This window comes from Brevundimonas lenta, assembly GCF_014196335.1.
In the GTDB taxonomy this organism is placed as follows: domain Bacteria; phylum Pseudomonadota; class Alphaproteobacteria; order Caulobacterales; family Caulobacteraceae; genus Brevundimonas; species Brevundimonas lenta.
The window spans coordinates 1-19,240 of sequence record NZ_JACIDM010000004.1 but is presented as its reverse complement, the minus strand read 5'-3'; the positions used below and the strand labels follow the sequence as shown (position 1 = coordinate 19,240).

Genomic DNA, 19,240 nt, shown 5'->3' with positions numbered 1-19,240 from the left:
GTCAAATGACGTCGCTGCAACGTTTCGCCCCGAACAATCCCGGCGCCTGCACCGCTTCTCCACGCCGGGTGCACGGGCTTCCGGCATAGGCTGGCGGCATGGTTGATTCCTCGCGCCTTCCTCTCGAAACCTGGGGCCGTCACTGGCTGGGCCGGCTGCAGCACTGGGCCGACCGGCGCGCGTGGAGCCGGTACGGGTTCGAGTTCCTGATGTTCGGGATCAAGCAGGCGTGGGCCTGCCTGTTCGGCGGGCTGATGCTGGCGCTGCTGCTGGCGACGCACCTGTGGTGGCCGGACGCGGCGCCGGTGGCGCGCTACGACTTCCTGGTGATCGGCGCCCTGGCGATCCAGGCGGCGATGCTGGCGCTGAAGCTGGAGAGCTGGGAGGAGGCGAGGGTGATCTTCGTCTTCCACGTCGTCGGCACGATCATGGAGCTGTTCAAGACCCAGGCGGGGTCGTGGATCTATCCGGAGGACAGCCTGCTGCGGATCGGCATGGTGCCGCTGTTCTCGGGCTTCATGTACGCGGCGGTGGGCAGCTATATCGCGCGCATCCAGCGCATCTTCGACATCCGCTTCCGCCACTATCCGCCGCTGTGGACGACGTGGCTGCTGGCGGCGGCGATCTATGTGAATTTCTTCGCCCACCATTGGCTGCCGGACATCCGGCTGGGCCTCTTCGCGGCGACGGCGGTGCTGTACGGGCGCGGCTGGTTCTATTTCACGCCGGACCGGCACCGCCGGTCGATGCCGTTCCTGCTCGGCTTCTTCCTGGTGGCGACCTTCATCTGGTTCGCCGAGAACCTCGGCACCTGGGCCAACGCCTGGGTCTATCCGTCCCAGAGCGGCGGCTGGCATCCGGTGTCGCTGGCCAAGCTGGGCAGCTGGTTCCTGCTGATGATGATCAGCGTGGTGCTGGTGTCGCTGGTGCGTAGGCCGGAGGAGGAGGTTCTAGGTTTCAGGGGCCAGGTGCTAGGGAGAGGACGAAGCAGCCGACGGCATCCTTCCCTAGACCCTGGCCCCTAGAACCTAGAACCAACCAGCATGACCACCACCAACACCGACGTCGTCATCCTGGGCGGGGGCCACAACGGCCTCGTCTGCGCCTTCTACCTGGCGAAGGCCGGGCTGAAGGTGACGGTGCTGGAGCGCCGGCATGTGGTTGGCGGGGCGGCGGTGACGGAGGAATTCCATCCAGGCTTCCGCAACTCGACCGCCAGTTACACGGTCAGCCTGCTGAATCCGAAGGTCATCGCCGACATGGACCTGGCCCGGCACGGGCTGACCGTGGTCGAGCGCAAGGTGTCGAACTTCCTGCCCTTCGACGACGGCCGCTATCTGCTGGCCGGCGAGGGACGGACCCAGGGCGAACTGGCGAAATTCTCGACGAAGGACGCCGAGCGGCTGCCGGAATACGAGCGGCGGCTGGAGGTGGTGGCGGCGATCCTGCGCGACTGGATCCTGAAGGCGCCGCCGAACATGGTGGACGGCGGTTGGCCGGCGATGCTGCCCGAACTGCTGAAGGCCGGCGGGCTGGGCAAACAGGCGGCGTCGCTGGACGTCCAGGGGCGGCGCGATCTGCTGGACCTGTTCGCCAAGTCGGCGGGCGACTGGCTGGACGGCTGGTTCGAGAGCGATCCGATCAAGGCGCTGTTCGGCTTCGACAGCATCGTCGGCAACTACGGAAGTCCGTACACGCCGGGGTCGGCCTATGTGCTGCTGCACCACGTGTTTGGCGAGGTGAACGGGCGCAAGGGCGTGTGGGGCCACGCGCTGGGCGGCATGGGCGCCATCACCCAGGCGATGGCGAAGGCCTGCGCCGAAAAGGGCGTCGAGGTCCGTCTGGAGACGCCGATCGCATCGGTGCTGACCGAGAAGGGCCGGGCCGTGGGCGCGGTGACCGAGGCCGGCGACGTGGTGCGGGCGAAGGCGGTGGTGTCGAACCTGCACCCGCGGCTGCTGTTCGAGAATTTCGTCGACGACGCGGTGGTTCCGGCCGACTTCCGCGAGCGGATCGGCAACTACCAGTCCGGCTCGGGCACCTTCCGGATGAATGTGGCGCTGTCGGAGCTGCCGAACTTCACCTGCCTGCCGGGGCAGGGGGACCATCTGACGGCGGGCATCATCATCGCGCCGACGCTGGACTACATGGACCGGGCTCATGCCGAGGCGCGGCTGAACGGCTGGTCGTCGAAGCCGATCGTCGAGATGCTGATCCCCTCGACCCTGGACGACAGTCTGGCGCCTGCCGGGCAGCATGTGGCGAGCCTGTTCTGCCAGCACGTCGATCCGACTCTGGCCGACGAGCATCGCGATACGGTGGCCGATCTGATGATCGACACGGTCGATGCGCACGCGCCGGGCTTCAAGGCGTCGGTGGTGGGACGGCTGGCGCTGGGGCCGCGCGACCTGGAGCGGCGCTTCGGCCTGGTCGGCGGCGACATCTTCCACGGCCGGCTGACGCTGGACCAATTGTTCAGCGCGCGGCCGGTGCTGGGCCATGCGGATCACCGCATGCCCGTGCCGGGTCTGTATCTGTGCGGATCAGGGGCGCATCCGGGCGGGGGCGTCACCGGCGCGCCGGGGCACAACGCCGCGAAGGCGGTACTGAAGGATATGAAGCGGTAGGGTCGAGGGGCGAGGGGCCAGGGTCTGGAGGGACGGGTCGGCGCAGCTTTTCACGCCCTCGACCCGCGACCCTGGACCCTCGACCCTGTTTCAGACGGTAGCGACGCCCAGCGCCTTCATCAGGGCGTCGCGGACGGCGGCCTCGGTGAAGGGCTTCTGGATGGTCGGCTGGCCGCGCCATTCGTCGGGCAGGCCGCCCTCGCCGTAGCCGGTCGAGAAGACGAACGGCACGCCGCGCTCCTTCAGGGCCTGGGCGACCGGGAAAATCTGACGGCCGGCGACGTTGACGTCCAGCAGGGCGCCGTCGATGGACTCGCCGTTCAACAGGGCCAGGCCCTCGTCCACGGTCGATGCCGGTCCGACGGGCGTGCAGCCCATGTCCTCGAGGATCGTCTCCAGCAGCATGGCGACCAGGGATTCATCCTCGACCACAAGGATGCGGCGACCCGACAACGTTTCGCTCATGATGCCCTCTCAGCGCCAAGCGGAACAGAAAGCTCCGCGCACAAACCGGTTTCTGCGTATTCGAGTTTCACTTCACCCGCCAGATCGTGGCGAATATTGCGTTCGATCAATCGGCTGCCGAAGCCGCGGCGGGTCGGCGGCGTGGCGGGCGGCCCGCCGATCTCGCGCCAGGTCAGATGCAGCACCGGGCTGCTTTGATCGGCGACGCCCCAGTCCACCAGGATGCGGCCGTCGGGCGCCGACAGCGCGCCGTACTTGGCGGCGTTGGTGGCCAGCTCGTGGAAGATCATGCCGAACGACAGGGCCGCGGCCGGCTCCAGCGCGACCGGCGGGCCGTTCAGGCTGATGCGGTGGGGGCCGTGGGCCTCGGTCTCGTGCTCGAGAATGGCGCGCAGGTCGGCGCCTTCCCAGTGACTGCGGGTCAGCAGGTCGTGGGTGTGCGACAGCGCCATCAGCCGGGCCTGAAAGCCGGCGGCGAAGGTGCCCGGGTCGGCGTGCGAGCGCGCCGTCTGCATGGCGATCGACTGGACCGTCGCGAGGGTGTTCTTCACCCGGTGGTTCAGCTCGTCGATCATCAGCTTCTGACGCTCGGCCGAGACGACGGTCTCGGTGACGTCGTGGCCCTGGACGAAGATGCCGGCGACCTGGCCGTCGGCGTCACGGATGGGCTGGTAGATGAAGTTGAGGAAGACGTTCTCCAGCGGGGCGCCGGGGGTGCGCTGAAGCTGGACCAGGCTGCCCCGGCCCTCATGCGGTTCGCCGGTGACGAAGACGGTGTCGAGGAACTCGTAGTAGCCCTGACCCGCCAGCTCGGGCAGGGCGTCGCGGATCGGCTTGCCGGTCAGGTCGCGGTGGCCGATCAGCTGGGCGTAGGCCGGGTTGTGCATCTGGAAGACATGGTCGGGGCCGTCCAGCACGGCGACGAAGCCGGGCGCCTGCATGAACATCTCGACCAGGCGGCGGCGCTCGGTCTCGAGACGGCGGTTGTCCTCCTGCACCTGGGCGGCGCGGCCCAGGACGGCGCCGCCGAGCATGGAGTCGAGGGCGCTGGCGCTCTGCCGCGGGGAGCCGCGCTCACGCAGGTGCTGCAGTTCGGTGATGTCGGTGGTGTGCTGGAGCAGGAAGACGACCTCGCCCTGGTCATCGAGCATCGGCGTGTGGGTGGCGCTCCAGTAGCGGTCCTCGAACACTTCCCGGCCGTCGGCGTCGCGGTGGGAGATGGAGTATTTGACGAGGGCGAGGTGGTCGCGCTGGCGGGTGTCGCGGGCCTTTTCCAGCGAGGCGCGGACCTGGCGGACGTTCTCCGGCGCCTCCTCGCCCGGACCGGAATCGAAGGCGGCGAACAGGGGCTGGCCGATGATGGCGTCGCGGTCGCTGTTGGTGACGTCAAGGTACGCCTGGTTGACGCCCGCGATGTGCAGGTCGGGCGTGATCAGCACATAGGGATTCGGCGAGGCGTCGAACGCGCTCGCCAGATCGACCGACAGGCCGCCTGATTTCGCCAGAACCTTCAATCAAACCCCCGATTGCGCGCACGGTAACGCTTTGACCCGGAACCGGTTCCTTAAGGAACACTGGCCGTTGCACATTGCTATTTGGGCCATCGGAGGAGGCGCGGCTAGTGTGACCTATGTTCCTGCCTTCACTTCTCGCCGCGGCGCTTCTGATGACGACACCGAACGCCGCACCCGACAACCGCCCGCGTGCGGAGGTTCAGCAGGGCGTCGTGGTCGGGCGGGAAGCCGACGGCGTGATCAGTTTCAAGGGCTTGCCCTACGCCGCGCCGCCCGTCGGCGACCTGCGCTGGCGGGCGCCGCAGCCGGCGGCGACCTGGGAGGGCGAGCGCGATGCGGGGCAGGCGGGCGCCATCTGCATCCAGCCGCCCGCCAACGGCGACAACGGCGTCGGGCCCCTGCCGATGAGCGAGGACTGCCTGACGCTGAACGTGTGGACGCAGGGCTCCGCAGGCGATCGACGTCCGGTGATGGTGTGGATCCACGGCGGCGGGTTGAACAACGGCTCGGGCACGGCGGCGCTGTACGACGGGGCGAACCTGGCGAAGCGCGGCGTCGTGGTGGTGACGATCAACTATAGACTCGGGCGGCTGGGGTTCTTCGGACACCCGGCCCTGACGGCCGAGGCGGGTGACGGAGGGCTGGTCGGTAACTACGGGCTAGCCGACGTCATCGCGTCGCTGGAGTGGGTGCGGGACAATGCGGCTGCATTCGGCGGCGATCCTGGCAATGTCACCGTGTTCGGCGAGTCCGCCGGCGGGGCGCTGGTCACCCGTCTGATGATCGCAGAGCGGGCGAGGGGGCTGTTTCATCGCGCGGTGGTGCAGTCGGGACTGGGGCGGGACAAGGGGACCGCTACCTTCCGGACGGGAGATGGATCGCCCTCGCTGGAGGTGCGGGGCGAGGCGTTCGCCATCGAGGCCGGTCTGCCCGCCGACGCGACGGTGGATCAGCTTCGCGCGCTGCCCGCGGAACGGCTGCTGACTCCGGCCCCCAGCTTCTACGGCGGCGATTTGCTGGTGATCGACGGATACGACAACGGCGGACTTATCGACGAGAACGTCGAGACCATGTTTGCGGATGGGCGCGAGGCGCCTGTGCCGCTGATCATCGGCACGAACAGCGCCGAGTTCTGGTGGATGAAGCCGTCGGACCTCAGCCCCTATGGCGCGCTGGACGACGGCATGAGCGAGGAGGAGCGGCCGGCCTTCCTGGCGGCCTATGGCGGGCAGGACGGCTACGATCAGTTCGTGCTGAGCGACCTGGTGTTTAACGAGCCGGCGCGGCATCTGGCGCGGCTGCACGCCCGCAACGGGCATCCGACGTATCTGTACCGGTTCGACGTGGTGTCGGCGGCGATGCCCGAGCCGCATGACGGGGCGACCCATGCGTCGGAGCGGCAGTATGTGTTCGACAACCTGTCCGCTTCGCCCTGGCCGACGGCGGCGCTGGATCAGCGGGCGGCGGATGCGATGGCCGGCTACTGGACCACTTTCGCGGCGAAGGGCGATCCGAACGGCGGGGGGCGGCAGGCCTGGCCCGAGTTCGGGGCGGAGCGCGACCGGCTGCTGGAGTTCACCAACGACGGGCCGGTGGCGAAGCCGGTGCCGTTCGCCAATCGGCTGGACCTGATCGAGGCGTACTACGGGCGGCTCGATCCACCTCGTTAGCTGGAGTGATCGACCTCGTCGCCGAGGACTTCGGTCCAGGCGTGCTTGCGCCTTTCCCAGACCGAGAAATGCGGGGGAGGGAAGGCCGGGTCGGCGAAGGCGCCCACCGGGATGGCCATGAAATTCTCGAAATTGCCGCCCGTGTAGAAGACGGTCGAGCCACAGTTGGGGCAGAAGCCGTAGTCGACCTCGCGGCCGCTGTCGGCGACGCGGGTCCAGGTGCGGTGCTCGCCGGTGATCGTCACCCGGTCGGCGGGATAGCGGGCCTGGGCGGCGAAGGCGCTGCCGCTGCGTTGCTGGCAGGCGAGGCAGTGGCAGACGGAGACGCGGACGGGCTCGCCAAGGCAGGCGGCGCTCAGCTGACCACAACGGCAACGGGCTTCGCGAACCTCGGTCATGACGTGTCCAGTACGGCGCCGTGGATCCCGATGACCCCGGCCCAGGGTAAGGCAAGGGCAATTGATGGTCCGCTCTTGCGTCAGGAAATTGGCGCCGGCGACGCTGGAGCGCTTCGGAAGCGTCGCCACAGGGCGTCTCGACACGTGAGTCGGGGCGGAGCTTCGCGGCCTGAGTCGGTCGCGCGTCGCGCGTCGCCTTCATCCCGCCCGGAGTGTGGCGGAAATCGCCTGGCGGCGTCGGATGGCTCTTGTCGTCACTAGCGCGGGAAATCCGTCGCCGGATGTGCTCTGGGCGCCACTGACGAAAATTGCTCCTAAAACAAACAGATAACTATATTATCTGCGATCATGCAGCCGCGCTGTAGCCGCCAGCCCACGGAACTGAGGGCCCGGATTCAGGGTTAACCGGAGTCGCCTGCAGAATGTCGGGCGGCCCCCGCATGTGGCCAAAGTGGGGCACTTGCGGGGCGCGTGACTAGTGTGTCATGTAATCGGTTACATGGATTCACCGGACGGATCCGCGGAAAGCGGACCGGAATCGGAAGTCCATCTCTGGGAGGATTCCGTGGTTCGACTCACGTGGCCGCAAGGCGCGGACGGTCAGGCTTGAAGCCGGCCACCATTCGGGATGTGGCCTTGCGCGCGGATGTATCCGTCGCCTCGGTTTCACGCGTCCTCACCGGCGCAGGCCCGGTCACCGAAGCGACCCGCCGTCGGGTGCTCGAGGCCGTCGACGCCCTGCAGTACGTCCCGCATTCCGGCGCCCGCAGCCTGTCGACCAGCAAGACCAACACCATCGGCGTGATCCTGCCGGATCTGTACGGCGAATACTTCTCCGAGCTGATCCGCGGCATGGACGTCGCGGCCCGGGCTCAGGGCTATCACCTGATCGTCTCGTCTTCGCACGATGACGCCGACGAGGCCTCGGCGGCGATCCGTTCGATGCGGGGCCGCGTCGACGGGCTGATCGTTCTGTCGCCCCACCTCGGCGCAGCCAACCTGGCCTCGGGCCTGGCGGGCCGTACCCCGATCCTGGTGATGAACGGGGGCGCCGATGAGGAGCGCGCCTCGATCGTGGTCGACAACCATGGCGGCGCCGTCGCCGCGGTGGAGCATCTGGTCGCCGTCGGACGGCGCCGGATCGTTCACATCTCCGGACCGACCGGCAACCTAGACGCCGAGGCCCGCATGGCCGGCTATGTCGAGGCCATGGCCGCCGCCGGCCTGCCGACGACGGTGATCGAGGGCGCCTTCACCAAGGCTTCGGGCCATGACGCAGGCCTGCGGCTCGCCGGACTGGCGGTACAGCCAGACGCGGTCTTCGCCGGCAACGACAACATGGCCGTCGGCGCGATGCTGGCCTTCCAGGAGGCCGGGCTGCGCGTGCCCGAGGACGTGGCCCTGGTCGGCTTCGACGACATCCCGCTGGCCAGCCTGGTCCGGCCGGGCCTGACCACCCTGAAGATCAATATCGCGGAAACCGGCCGCAAGGCGCTTGAGCGCGTCGTGAGAATGGCCGGATCCGAGGTCGACACCGCCTGTGAAGTGGTGCGGCCTGAACTCGTCGTGCGTGCCTCGTCCAACCTTGAGCGGCCTTATGGGGGGGCTGCCGATCTCAACCGAACCGACGTCCAGACACCGTCTCTTGAAGGGGAGAAACTGTGATGATTCGTAAGGCCAAGATTTACCTGGGGGCCTCGGCTCTCGCTCTCGTCGCCTCACTGGCCATCGCGGATGTCGCGGTCGCCCAGGCGTCAACCTCCACCCTGCGCGGGACGATCTCCGACGCAACGACGGCCGAGACTGGCGGGACGGTCACGGCGACCGAAATCTCCACGGGCTACGTATCCCGCGCGCGGATCGGTTCGGACGGCGGCTATGTGCTGTCGGGCCTGCGCCCCGGCACCTATCGCATCACGGTGACGACGGTCGACGGCCAGACGATGGACGACACGGTGACCCTGTCGCTGGGTCAGGTCGCCACGCTGAACCTCGACGTCGCCGATCGCACCGGCGAGGAGATCACCGCCACGCCGGAGACAGGCGCGACGGAACTGGGCGAGATCGTCGTGACGGGCCGGCGGATCTTCGAGGTGCGGACCTCGGAAGTGGCGACCAACGTCAGCCAGGACCAGATCAACAACCTCCCGCAGATCAACCGCAACTTCCTGAACTTCGCCGCCCTGGCGCCGGGCGTGCGGGTGACCGAGGGCGACACCGAGCGGACGATCTCGGCGGGCGGGCAGGGCGCCGCCTCGATCAACGTCTTCATCGACGGCCAGAACCAGAAGTCGACCATCATCGACGGCGGCGTGGCCGGTCAGGACGACAGCCGCGGCAACCCCTTCCCGCAGGTGGCGGTGCAGGAGTTCCGGGTCATCAGCCAGAACTTCAAGGCTGAGTACGAACAGGCCTCGTCCTCGATCATCACCTCGGTGACGCGGTCGGGCACCAACGACTACCACGGCGACTTCTTCATCAGCTACCAGCCGTCCGACTGGACCGAGGAAGACGGCTTCGGCCGCGCGGTCGGCGTCGAGCGCCTGCAGTACGGCGCCTCGCTGGGCGGGCCGATCATCCGCGACCGGCTGCACTTCTTCGGCGCCTATGAGCGCAAGGACGAGACCCGGCGAAACACCGTGGTCCTGAACCGGTCCGAGTACGCGCCGCTGTTCGCCGGCGACACCGGCACCTTCGATGCGCCGTTCGAGGAAGACCTGTTCTTCGGCAAGCTGTCGTGGTCGATCGACGATCGTCAACGTTTCGATTTCAGCATGACCTACCGGACCGAGAACGACATCCGGGACTTCGGTGGGATCAACGCTTACAGCCGCGCCAGCCAGGTCAACACCGACACCCTGTCGTTCGTCGCCCGACACCAGTTCCAGGGTGACGGCTTCCTGAACGAAGCGCAGCTGGACTTCTTCGAATACAACTACAATCCGACCGGGCTGAACTTCACCGATTTCGGCCGGCAGTACATCATCTTCCGGGACAACCGGGTGGACGATCCGCTGATTCCGGAGACCATCGGCTTCCAACTGAACCTGAACAACCGTGTGGACACGGTCTTCAACGCCGGTGGCCGCAGCGACAACCAGGACATCCGTCAGCGGAACTGGACCTTCCGGGACGACCTGACCTTCAACGACCTGGAGTGGAACGGTCTCCACACGGTCAAGGCGGGCTTCAAGTGGTCGAACCAGAACTACTATGTGAACAAGCAACTCGGTCGTAATCCGCAGTTCTACTACGACGTCACAGCCAACCCGGCCCTGAACGGCAGCATCGACATTCCCGTGGCGGTCACGTTCGGCGTCGAGGTCCCTCCGGCGGATGTGACCAACAACGTCATCGGCCTGTACATTCAGGACGACTGGCAACTGAACGACAAGCTGGAGCTGAACCTCGGCATCCGCTGGGACTACGAGGACAACGCGGTCAACAACGAGTACCGCACGCCGCAGAACATCCGCGACATGCTGGCGGCGATCCAGGCCCTGCCGGGCTACGACTTCCCGTCCTACTTCAATCCGAACGACTACATCACCAACGGTCGCGACGCTTTCATGGGCGCGTTCCAGCCGCGGATCGGCTTCAGCTACGACGTGTTCGGCGACGAGCGGACGGTCGTCTTCGGCGGCGCGGGCCGTTACTACGACCGGATCGGCTTCAACTTCGCCTTCGACGAGCGCTTCAAGCCGACGCAGTTCATCAAGGACATCTTCTTCTCGATTCCGGGCGGCTTCCAGAACGGCAATGAGACCATCGCCTGGGATCCGATCTACCTGACCCCGGAAGGCCTCGATCCGCTGCTGGCCGCCACGCCGGGCGCCGGCGAGGTGTTCCTGGTCAACAACGATCCCGAACCGCCGCTGACCGACCAGTTCAACCTGGGCGTCCGTCAGAAGTTCGGCGACTTCCAGACGGCCGTGACCCTGGCCTACGGCAAGTCCAGAAATCTGTACGCCTGGTACATCGCCAACGCGGGCTCCGAGACGGGGGATCGCTTCAGCGGTCCGACGCCGGCGTCGGTCGGGTTCCCCGAATTCAGGAACCTGATCTTCTTCTCGAACCACGACGCCGAGATGACGTTCAAGGCGCTCTATCTGACCGTCGACAAGCCCTACAACGAGGAAGACCGGTGGGGGATGACCTTCACCTACACCCTGTCGGAATCCGAGCGTAACGGCTCCCGGGACGTCGGCGTCGGCGGCTTCGACTTCGACTACAACGTCCCGGCGCTGTCACCGACCTTCCCGACCAAGCAGGACGAACGTCACCGCATCGTCGCCTCGGGCATGGTCGGCCTGCCGTACGACTTCATGCTGTCGGGCATCATCACCCTCGGATCGGGTCTGCCCTTCAACGTCTTCAACTGCCCGGACGCCACCAATCCCAACATCTGCTGGAACGGCGGCCGGCCCCAGAAGTACGACTTCATCATCCCGAACGCCTGGGCCTACCGCCAGGTCGACCTGCGTCTGACGAAGGAGTTCGACATGGGTCACGGTCAGACGATCGAGCTGATCGTCGATGCCATCAATATCTTCAACTACCGGAATTACGGCCCGGACTTCGAGGGTGACTACAACAACCCGAACTTCGGACGGCCGTTCAACCAGTACCTGCCCACGCGTAGCTTCCAGGTGGGCATGCGCTACCAGTTCTAGTCGTCGTTAATCTGTAACCAAAACCAACAACAACCAGCCAAGCGTCTCGAGACGAGTCGGGGAAAATTTCGTGTCCAAAGTCACCAGAAACTATCTGGGGCGAGCCTCTGCGCTCGCCCTCGTTCTTTCGCTTGCCTGCGCTGGCGGAGCGGCCGCACAGGCCACCACCACCACGCTGCGCGGCACCATCCATGAAGGTTCGGCTGTCGAAGCCAATGCCTCGATCGTCGCCACCGAAGTGGCCACCGGCTACGTCACCCGCGGCCGCGTCGGCGCCGACGGCGAATACGTGATCTCGGGCCTGCGCCCGGGCACCTACCGCGTCGTCGTGTCGACTACGGACGGTCAGTCGGCTGAGGAAGTCGTCACCCTGTCGTTGGGGCAAGTCGCCACGCTCGACCTTGATGTGGCCGAAAATGTAACCGGTTCCACAGCCGTGGACGCTGACTCCACGGAGCTCGGCGAGATCGTCGTGACCGGCCGCCGCATCTTCGAGGTGCGCACCTCGGAGGTGGCCACGAACGTGAGCCAGCAGCAGATCAACGACCTGCCTCAGATCAACCGCAACTTCCTGAACTTCGCCGCCCTGGCGCCCGGCGTGCGCGTCACCGAAGGCGACACCGAGCGAACCATCACGGCCGGCGGCCAGCCCTCGACCGCGATCAACGTCTTCATCGACGGCCAGAACCAGAAGTCGCTGATCACCGACGGCGGCGTGGCCGGCCAGGACGATAGCCGCGGCAACCCGTTCCCGCAGGTCGCGGTGCAGGAGTTCCGGGTGCTGACCCAGAACTTCAAGGCCGAGTACGAGCAGGCCTCGTCGGCGATCATCACCTCGATCACCCGTTCGGGCACCAACGAGTTCCACGGCGACGCCTTCGTCACCTACCAGCCGTCGGACTGGGTCGATCAGAACGGCTTCGCGCGTCGCCGCGGCGATCCGCGGACGCGTCTGGACCGTCTGCAGTACGGCGCCTCGGTCGGCGGCCCGATCATCGAGGACCGCCTGCACTTCTTCGCCGCCTATGAGCGCAAGGACGAGACGCGCGAGCGTTCGGTGTTCCTGAACCGCAGCGAATATACGCCGCAGTTCGCGGACGAGCTCGGCACCTTCGAGGCTCCGTTCGAACAGGACCTGTTCTTCGGCAAGCTGTCGTGGTCGATCGACGACCGCCAACGCCTGGACCTGAGCGCGACCTATCGCAACGAGCAGGACATCCGTGACTTCGGCGGCGGCCCGACCTCGTACGACCGCGCCATCGCGGTGAACGGCAAGACCGAGTCCCTGAACCTGCGCCACCAGTTCCAGGGCGACGGCTTCGTCAACGAGGCCTCGGTCGACTACTTCCTGTACACCTACAACCCGCAAGCCCTGAACTTCGACCAGTCGGGCGCGCGGTTCGTTGAATACGGCGACGCCTGCACGATGGCGGTTCCGACGGCGGCTTGCCCGGTGGTGGCGGGCTTCCAGTTCAACTACGGCACTATCGCCTCGACGATCTTCACCGGCGGCGGCGGCACCAACAACCAGGACCTGACGCAGGAATCGGTCACCTTCCGCGACGATCTGACGTTCAACGACGTCGAGTTTATGGGCGCGCACACCATCAAGATGGGCGCCAAATACTCGCTTCAGGACATGCACGTCTTCAAGCAGTTCAACCGGAATCCGTTCTTCACCTATGACATCCAGGGCCGCCCGGACGTCATCGGCTCAAGCACGATCCCGACCCAGGTGACGCTGAACCTGCCGGTCGATCCGACGGACGCGCAGAACGAGGTCGTCGGCCTGTACCTCCAGGACGACTGGCAGATCACCAGCCAGCTGGAACTGAATCTCGGCATCCGCTGGGACTACGAGACCAACGCGGTCAACAACGACTGGCGCACGCCGGACGTCGTCCGTCGCCTCCTGACGGCCATCGACAACGCACCGGGCTCGGGCGCCAACGGCACCTTCAATTTCCCGTCCTACGTCGACATCAACGACTACATCTCGGACGGCAAACGCGACGCCTTCGCCGACGCCTGGCAGCCGCGTTTCGGCTTCAGCTATGACGTCTTCGACGACGAGCGGACCGTGCTCTTCGGCGGCGCCGGTCGCTACTACGACCGGATCGGCTTCAACTTCGCCTTCGACGAGCGCTTCAAGCTCTATCAGCGCTCCAAGACGATCTACTTCTCGCAGGCGGGCGGGAACCACGGCGGTCAGAACACCGTCGCCTGGAACCCGATCTATGCGACGGCCGAAGGTCTCGACACCCTGCTGGCCGGCACCGTCGGCCGGGGCGAGGTGTTCCTGATCAACGAGAACGCGCCGCCGCCGGTGACCGACCAGTTCAACTTCGGCGTCCGCCAGAAGTTCGGGAACTGGCAGACGGCGCTGACCTTCTCGTTCGCCAAGACGAAGAACGAGTTCGGCTGGTACCGCGTCAATATCGACCCGGCGACCAACACTGTCCCGAACGCGGTGAAGCCGCTCAACCTGATCGACCCGTCGACGGGCCTGCCGTTCCAGTTCAATGACGGCGTCTTCATCTCGACGCATGATCGCGAACGCGATTATCGCGCGGTCTTCCTGACCGCCGACAAGCCGTTCACGACGGACAGCGGATGGGGCTTCAACCTCGCCTACACCTATACGGACGCCAGCCAGAACGGCAGCCGCGATCAGGGCCTCGGCAATTTCGACTTCGACTATCCGGCGGCGAGCTACAGCCCGTGGTTCAACACGCCGGGCGTGGATCGTCACCGCCTGGTGATGTCGGGCACGGTGCTGCTGCCGTACGACTTCCGCCTGTCGTCGCTGATCACGCTGGGCTCGGGCCTGCCGTTCACCCGCAATAACGTGGGCAACGGCGCCAAGCCGGACTGGTTCTCGGCCTATCCGCGCAAGTACGACTTCATCATCCCGAACGCCTGGGCCTACCGCCAGGTCGATCTGCGACTGACGAAGGCGTTCGATCTGCCGGGCGGCCAGGAAGTCGAGCTTACCTTCGATGCCATCAACATCTTCGGCTACGAAAACTACAGCAGCTTCAACCAGACCTACCGCACGTCGAACGCCGGCGTCGCGCCGCTGAACCCGACGTTCGGCGAGCCGACTGCGCAGTTCCTTCCGACCCGGAGCTTCCAGGTCGGCCTGCGCTACGCCTGGTAAGAGTCTCCTGAGCCTACGGCCGCCCCCGATCAAAGGCGGGGGCGGCCGACTTTTTTGACCTGTACGCGTTAGAGTAAGAGGATGCGCCCCATGGACCGTCGCCATTTTCTGATGGGCTCCACCGCCGGCTTCGCCGCGTTGGGTCTGTCCGCCTGTAGCGCCATGCCTTCGGGCGCGCCGTTCAGCGTTCCCGCATCGCTCGATCCCGAGGTCGATGAACTTCAGGAGCGGACGTTCCGCTGGTTCGTCCACACGACCAATCGCGCCAACGGCCTGACGCCGGACCGATGGCCGACCCCGTCATTCTCGTCGGTCGCCGCCGTGGGCTTCGCCCTGACGTGCTGGCCGATCGGCGTCGAACGCGGCTGGATGAGCCGCGAGGAGGCGCGCGAGCGCACCCTGACCACCGTGCGCTTCTTCCACGACGCGCCGCAGGGCCCCGAGCCGACGGGCAACGCCGGCTACAAGGGCTTCTTCTACCATTTCCTCGACATGCAGACCGGTCACCGCTTCGGGCGGACCGAGCTGTCGACGGTCGATACGACCCTGCTGCTGGGCGGCATGCTGTACGCGGCGCAGTGGTTCGACGGCGAACACGCCGATGAGGTCGAGATCCGCCGCCTGGTCCAGGCCGTCTATGAGCGGGTGGAATGGGACTGGGTCATGGTCCGACCCAACCGCATCTCGATGGGCTGGCACCCGGAGACCGGCTTCATCCCGTCCGACTGGCACGTCTACAACGAGGGCATGCTGGTCCTGCTGCTGGCCATCGGCAGCCCGACCCATCCGGTTCCGGCCGCGGTGTGGGACGAATGGTGCTCGGTCTACGACCGCAGCTGGACCGACAAATGGGGTCCCTGGCACCTGCATTTCCCGCCCATGTTCGGGCACCAGTACAGCCATATGTACGTCGATTTCCGCGGCATCCAGGACGCATGGATGCGCAACAAATCGGCCGAGATCGGCGCCTTCGACTATTTCCAGAACAGTGTGCGCGCGGTCGAGGCGCAGCGCCTGTACGCGACCAACAATCCGATGGGCTGGGCCGGCTATTCGGCGGACGTCTGGGGTCTGACGGCCTGCGACGGGCCCGGCGACTTCAAGGAAGTCATCGGCGGGCGCGAGCGCGAGTTCTTCAGCTACTCGGCGCGTGGCCCGGGCGACCGGGACGACGGCACCATCGCCCCGACCGCGGCCATGGGCTCCATGCCCTTCGCGCCGGCCGAGGTGACGCATTGCCTGAAGTCGATGAAGGCGCGCTACGGGACCGGGATCTACACCGAGTTCGGCTTCCTGGACTCGTTCAACCCGACGCTGGAGGCGACGCAGCGCACGCTGCAGCACGGCAAGATCGTGCCCGGCGTGGGCTGGGTCGACGGCGACTACCTGGGCATCGACCAGGGGCCGATCGTCATCCAGATCGAGAACCATCGCTCGGACGCCGTGTGGCGTCTGATGCGCAATGAACCGAACATCGTCCGGGGCCTGAAGCGGTCCGGCTTCAGCGGCGGCTGGCTGGATCGCGCGTGACGGAACTTCGGCCGGACAGACGGGCGACGCTGGGCCTTCTGGCCGGGGCCGCGGCCGGGCTCGCCGGCTGCGGGCGGCGTGACGACGGGTCGGTCCATCTGCGCTTCTGGGCGATGGGCAATGAGGCGACCAACGTCCCGCAGATCCTGCCCGAGTTCGAACGGCTGAACCCCGGCATCCGCGTCGAGGTTCAGGCCCTGCCGTGGACGGCGGCGCACCAGAAGCTGCTGACGGCCTATGCCGGGTCGTCGCTGCCGGACCTCAGCCAGGTGGGCAACACCTGGGTGTCCGAGATGGCGGCCATCGGGGCGATCTCGCCCCTGCCGGCGTTCGCCTCGGACCTGCTGACCGACCAGTTCCCGGCGGTGCTGGAGACCAACCGCATCAACGGGCAGCCGGTGGCCACGCCCTGGTATGTCGATACGCGGCTGATCTTCTATCGCTCGGACCTGCTGGAGCACGCGGGCTACGACGCCGTGCCCCAGACCTGGGCGGGCTGGAAGCAGGCCATGCACGCGGTGAAGCGCGTCGCCGGGGCGGACAAATACGCCGTGCTGCTGCCGCTGAACGAGTTCGAGCAACTGTTGACGTTCGGCCTTCAGGGCGACGAGCCGCTGCTGCGCGACCGGGATACGCGGGGCAATTTCTCCAGCCCGTCGTTCGTGGCGGCGCTGGCCTTCTACAAGAGCCTGTTCGACGAGGGCCTGGCGCCGGTGGCGTCGGCGGCGCAGATATCCAACGTCTGGACCGAGTTCGAACGCGGCTGGTTCAGCTTCTACTTCTCCGGCCCGTGGACCATCGGCGACTTCCGCAACCGGCTGAAGCCGGAGACGCGGTGGATGACCTCGGGCGTGCCGGGGCCGAAGGGGCCGGGCGCGTCGGCGCCGGGCGGCTCGTCGCTGGTCGTGTACCGGTCGTCGCCGCATCAGGAGGCGGCGTGGAAACTGGTGCGCTTCCTGTCGGATCCCGCCGTACAGGCGCGCTTCAACGTCATCACCGGAAACCTGCCGGCGCGGCAGAGCGCCTGGAACGCGCCCGCCGTGGCGAACGACCCCTACGTCGCTGCGTTCAAGGGGCAGCTGTCGCGCGCCCGGGCCGTGCCCAAGGTGCCGGAGTGGGAGCGGATCGTCACCGAGATGCAGATCGTCGCCGAGCGCATGGTGCGGGGTGAGTTCACGCCGGAAACCGCGGGCCCCGAGATCGACCGCCGCGCCGACCGGCTGCTGGAGAAGCGCCGCTGGATGATCGAACAGGGGAGGGCGGAATGACCGTTCAGCCTGTCGCCCCGGCCGTCGTGCCGCACGCCGGCGGCGCGCCGACGACGCGCAAGCGCGAGCGCGCGGCCTGGGGCTTCGTCGCCCCGGCGCTGCTGGCCATCGGCGTCTTCTTCGCCATTCCGGTCTTCGCGGCCCTGCTGCTGAGCCTGACCGATTTCGACATCTACGCCCTGGCCGATATCCGCAACGTCCGGTTCGTGGGCCTGCAGAACTATGAGCGGCTGTTCGCCAATCCGCTGTTCTGGGGCGCGATGCGCAACACCGGCCTGTTCGCCGTGCTGGGCGTGCCGCTGTCGATCGCCGCGTCGCTGGGCGCGGCGGTGATCCTGAATGCGCGGGTGATCAAATGGCGGCCGATCTGGCGGGTGATGTTCTTCGCCCCCTACGTCACCACCCTGGTCGCCACGGCAGTGCTGTGGAACTACCTGCTGCACACCCGCTACGGCGTTATCAACTGGGCCATCTCGAGCATCGGCCTGCAGCCCGTCGACTGGCTGGGCGATCCGAAGACCTCGATCCCGGCCATCCTGATGTTCGTGGTGTGGAAGATCTTCGGCTACAACATGCTGATCTTCCTCGCGGTTCTTCAGACCGTGCCGGACGAGCTGTACGAGGCCGCACGGATCGACGGGGCCGGGGCGTGGAAGCGGTTCGTGCACGTGACCCTGCCGGCCATCGCGCCGACGCTGCTGCTGGTGTCGATCATCTCGGTGGCGGGCTTCTTCCAGCTGTTCGCCGAGCCCTACGTGATGACCCAGGGCGGCCCCGCGCAGTCGACCGTGACGGTGCTCTACTTCATGTACGAAGAGGGCTTCAAATGGTGGAACCTCGGCTCCGCCAGCGCCGTGGCCTTCGTGCTGTTCGTCTGCATCCTGGCGGTGACCCTGGTCCAGCTGGCGGTGGCGAAGCGGGTGGGGGCCTACGAATGAAGGCGAAGACCCTCCTGCTGAACCTCGGCGTGGCGTTCATCGCCCTGGTCGTGCTGTTTCCGCTGATGTGGATGCTGTCGGTCAGCTTCATGTCGACGGGCGAGGCGGCCAGCTTCCCGCCGCCGCTGCTGCCGAAGACCTGGACGCTGGAGCACTACCGCGACCTGTTCGTGACCCAGGGCATGGGGCGCTATCTGTGGAACAGCTTCGCCCTGGCGACGCTGGCGACCGGGCTGGCGCTGCTGTTCACCGTGCCGGCCGGCTACGCCTTCGCCAAGCTGCGCTTCCGGGGGCGGGAGCGGATCTTCCAGCTGCTGGTCGGCGCCCTGGTGGTGCCGGCGCAGATCGGCACCCTGCCGCTGTTCCTGATGCTGAAGGGCATGGGGCTGGTGAACACCTACGCCGGCGCCCTGGTGCCGTGGCTGGCCTCGATCTTCGGCCTGTTCCTGGTGCGGCAGTACTCGCTGTCGATCCCGGACGAGATGCTGGAGGCCGCCCGCATCGATGGCGCGACGGAGGGCCAGATCTTCCGCAAGGTGGTGTTGCCGACGCTGCAGCCGATCATCGTGACCCTGGCGCTATTCGTCTTCCTGGGCAGCTGGAACGACTTCCTCTGGCCCCTGATCATCCTGACGGACCAGTCCAACTACACCCTGCCGGTGGCGCTGGCGGCGCTGTCGCGCGAGCACGTGCAGGACGTCGAGATGATGATGGCGGGCGCCGTCATCACCGTGGCCCCTGTGCTGATCCTCTTCCTCGCCCTGCAACGCTACTACATCCGCGGCATGCTCGCGGGGAGCGTGAAGGGGTAGGGCTCCCGGTCCTGTGATCCTCCCCCGCTGGGGGAGGGGGACCGTCTGAAAGACGGTGGAGGGGGCGACCCTCGCGCCGGCGCGGTGCGCCGGGGGGGGGGGGGGGGGGGGGGGGGGGGGGGGGGGGGGGGGGGGGGGGGGGGGGGGGGGGGGGGGGGGGGGGGGGGGGGGGGGGGGGGGGGGGG

At 66.9% G+C, this 19,240-nt stretch carries 13 protein-coding genes; 10 read left to right on the top strand and 3 right to left on the bottom strand.

The annotated features are described in order from the left end of the window. Nucleotides 1–98: 98 nt before the first annotated feature. Complete coding sequence (locus GGR12_RS16240; protein ID WP_183205882.1) at nt 99–1,025, top strand: DUF817 domain-containing protein; 927 nt, start codon at nt 99–101, stop codon at nt 1,023–1,025. A gap of 18 nt (nt 1,026–1,043) precedes the next feature. Further along, a complete protein-coding gene (locus tag GGR12_RS16235) occupies nt 1,044–2,627 on the top strand; it encodes a phytoene desaturase family protein (RefSeq protein ID WP_183205880.1) in 1,584 nt (527 codons plus the stop codon). Nucleotides 2,628–2,717: 90 nt separating this feature from the next. Here the strand turns inward: GGR12_RS16235 and GGR12_RS16230 are convergent, their stop codons facing one another. Both GGR12_RS16230 and GGR12_RS16225 read right to left on the bottom strand, forming a co-directional pair. Beyond that, nucleotides 2,718–3,092: a response regulator gene (locus GGR12_RS16230; protein WP_183205878.1), complete on the bottom strand. Its 375-nt coding sequence runs from the start codon at nt 3,090–3,092 to the stop codon at nt 2,718–2,720. Next, complete coding sequence (locus GGR12_RS16225) at nt 3,089–4,606, bottom strand: sensor histidine kinase (RefSeq protein WP_246328984.1); 1,518 nt, start codon at nt 4,604–4,606, stop codon at nt 3,089–3,091. Before GGR12_RS16225 ends, GGR12_RS16230 begins: the two co-directional genes overlap by 4 nt. A 152-nt stretch (nt 4,607–4,758) precedes the next feature. Here GGR12_RS16225 and GGR12_RS16220 point away from each other — a divergent pair, with 152 nt between their 5' ends. Next, entirely contained in the window at nt 4,759–6,276 is a 1,518-nt protein-coding gene (locus GGR12_RS16220; protein ID WP_246328983.1) for a carboxylesterase/lipase family protein, read from the top strand. On the opposite strand, the gene GGR12_RS16215 is transcribed toward GGR12_RS16220, so the two are convergent. Next, the gene (locus GGR12_RS16215) at nt 6,273–6,674 is read right to left on the bottom strand and encodes a GFA family protein (protein WP_183205874.1); all 402 of its coding nucleotides are present in this window, start codon (nt 6,672–6,674) and stop codon (nt 6,273–6,275) included. The two genes, GGR12_RS16220 and GGR12_RS16215, sit on opposite strands and share 4 nt — an antisense overlap. A 579-nt stretch (nt 6,675–7,253) precedes the next feature. Between GGR12_RS16215 and GGR12_RS16210 the strand changes: the two genes are divergently transcribed. The 7 genes from GGR12_RS16210 to GGR12_RS16180 all read left to right on the top strand — a co-directional run bounded on the left by GGR12_RS16210 (nt 7,254) and on the right by GGR12_RS16180 (nt 19,055). Then, nucleotides 7,254–8,339, top strand: coding sequence for a LacI family DNA-binding transcriptional regulator (locus GGR12_RS16210; RefSeq protein WP_343053313.1), 1,086 nt, complete (start codon nt 7,254–7,256; stop codon nt 8,337–8,339). Beyond that, nucleotides 8,339–11,347 (top strand): TonB-dependent receptor, encoded by a 3,009-nt coding sequence (locus GGR12_RS16205; protein WP_183205870.1) that lies wholly within the window; start codon nt 8,339–8,341, stop codon nt 11,345–11,347. The genes GGR12_RS16210 and GGR12_RS16205 overlap by 1 nt, the downstream gene beginning before the upstream one ends. 70 nt (nt 11,348–11,417) lie before the next feature. Further along, nucleotides 11,418–14,507 carry a TonB-dependent receptor domain-containing protein gene (locus GGR12_RS16200; RefSeq protein ID WP_183205868.1) on the top strand — a complete coding sequence of 1,030 codons (3,090 nt, stop codon included), beginning with the start codon at nt 11,418–11,420 and terminating at the stop codon, nt 14,505–14,507. 90 nt (nt 14,508–14,597) lie between these two features. After that, on the top strand, nt 14,598–16,037 hold the full coding sequence (locus GGR12_RS16195) for a glucoamylase family protein (protein WP_183205866.1): 1,440 nt from the start codon (nt 14,598–14,600) through the stop codon (nt 16,035–16,037). After that, nucleotides 16,034–17,305 (top strand): extracellular solute-binding protein, encoded by a 1,272-nt coding sequence (locus GGR12_RS16190; protein WP_343053312.1) that lies wholly within the window; start codon nt 16,034–16,036, stop codon nt 17,303–17,305. The genes GGR12_RS16195 and GGR12_RS16190 overlap by 4 nt, the downstream gene beginning before the upstream one ends. Next, nucleotides 17,302–18,243: a carbohydrate ABC transporter permease gene (locus GGR12_RS16185; RefSeq protein WP_183205863.1), complete on the top strand. Its 942-nt coding sequence runs from the start codon at nt 17,302–17,304 to the stop codon at nt 18,241–18,243. Before GGR12_RS16190 ends, GGR12_RS16185 begins: the two co-directional genes overlap by 4 nt. Then, nucleotides 18,240–19,055 carry a carbohydrate ABC transporter permease gene (locus GGR12_RS16180; protein WP_183205860.1) on the top strand — a complete coding sequence of 272 codons (816 nt, stop codon included), beginning with the start codon at nt 18,240–18,242 and terminating at the stop codon, nt 19,053–19,055. Before GGR12_RS16185 ends, GGR12_RS16180 begins: the two co-directional genes overlap by 4 nt. The last annotated feature ends 185 nt before the right edge of the window (nt 19,056–19,240 follow it).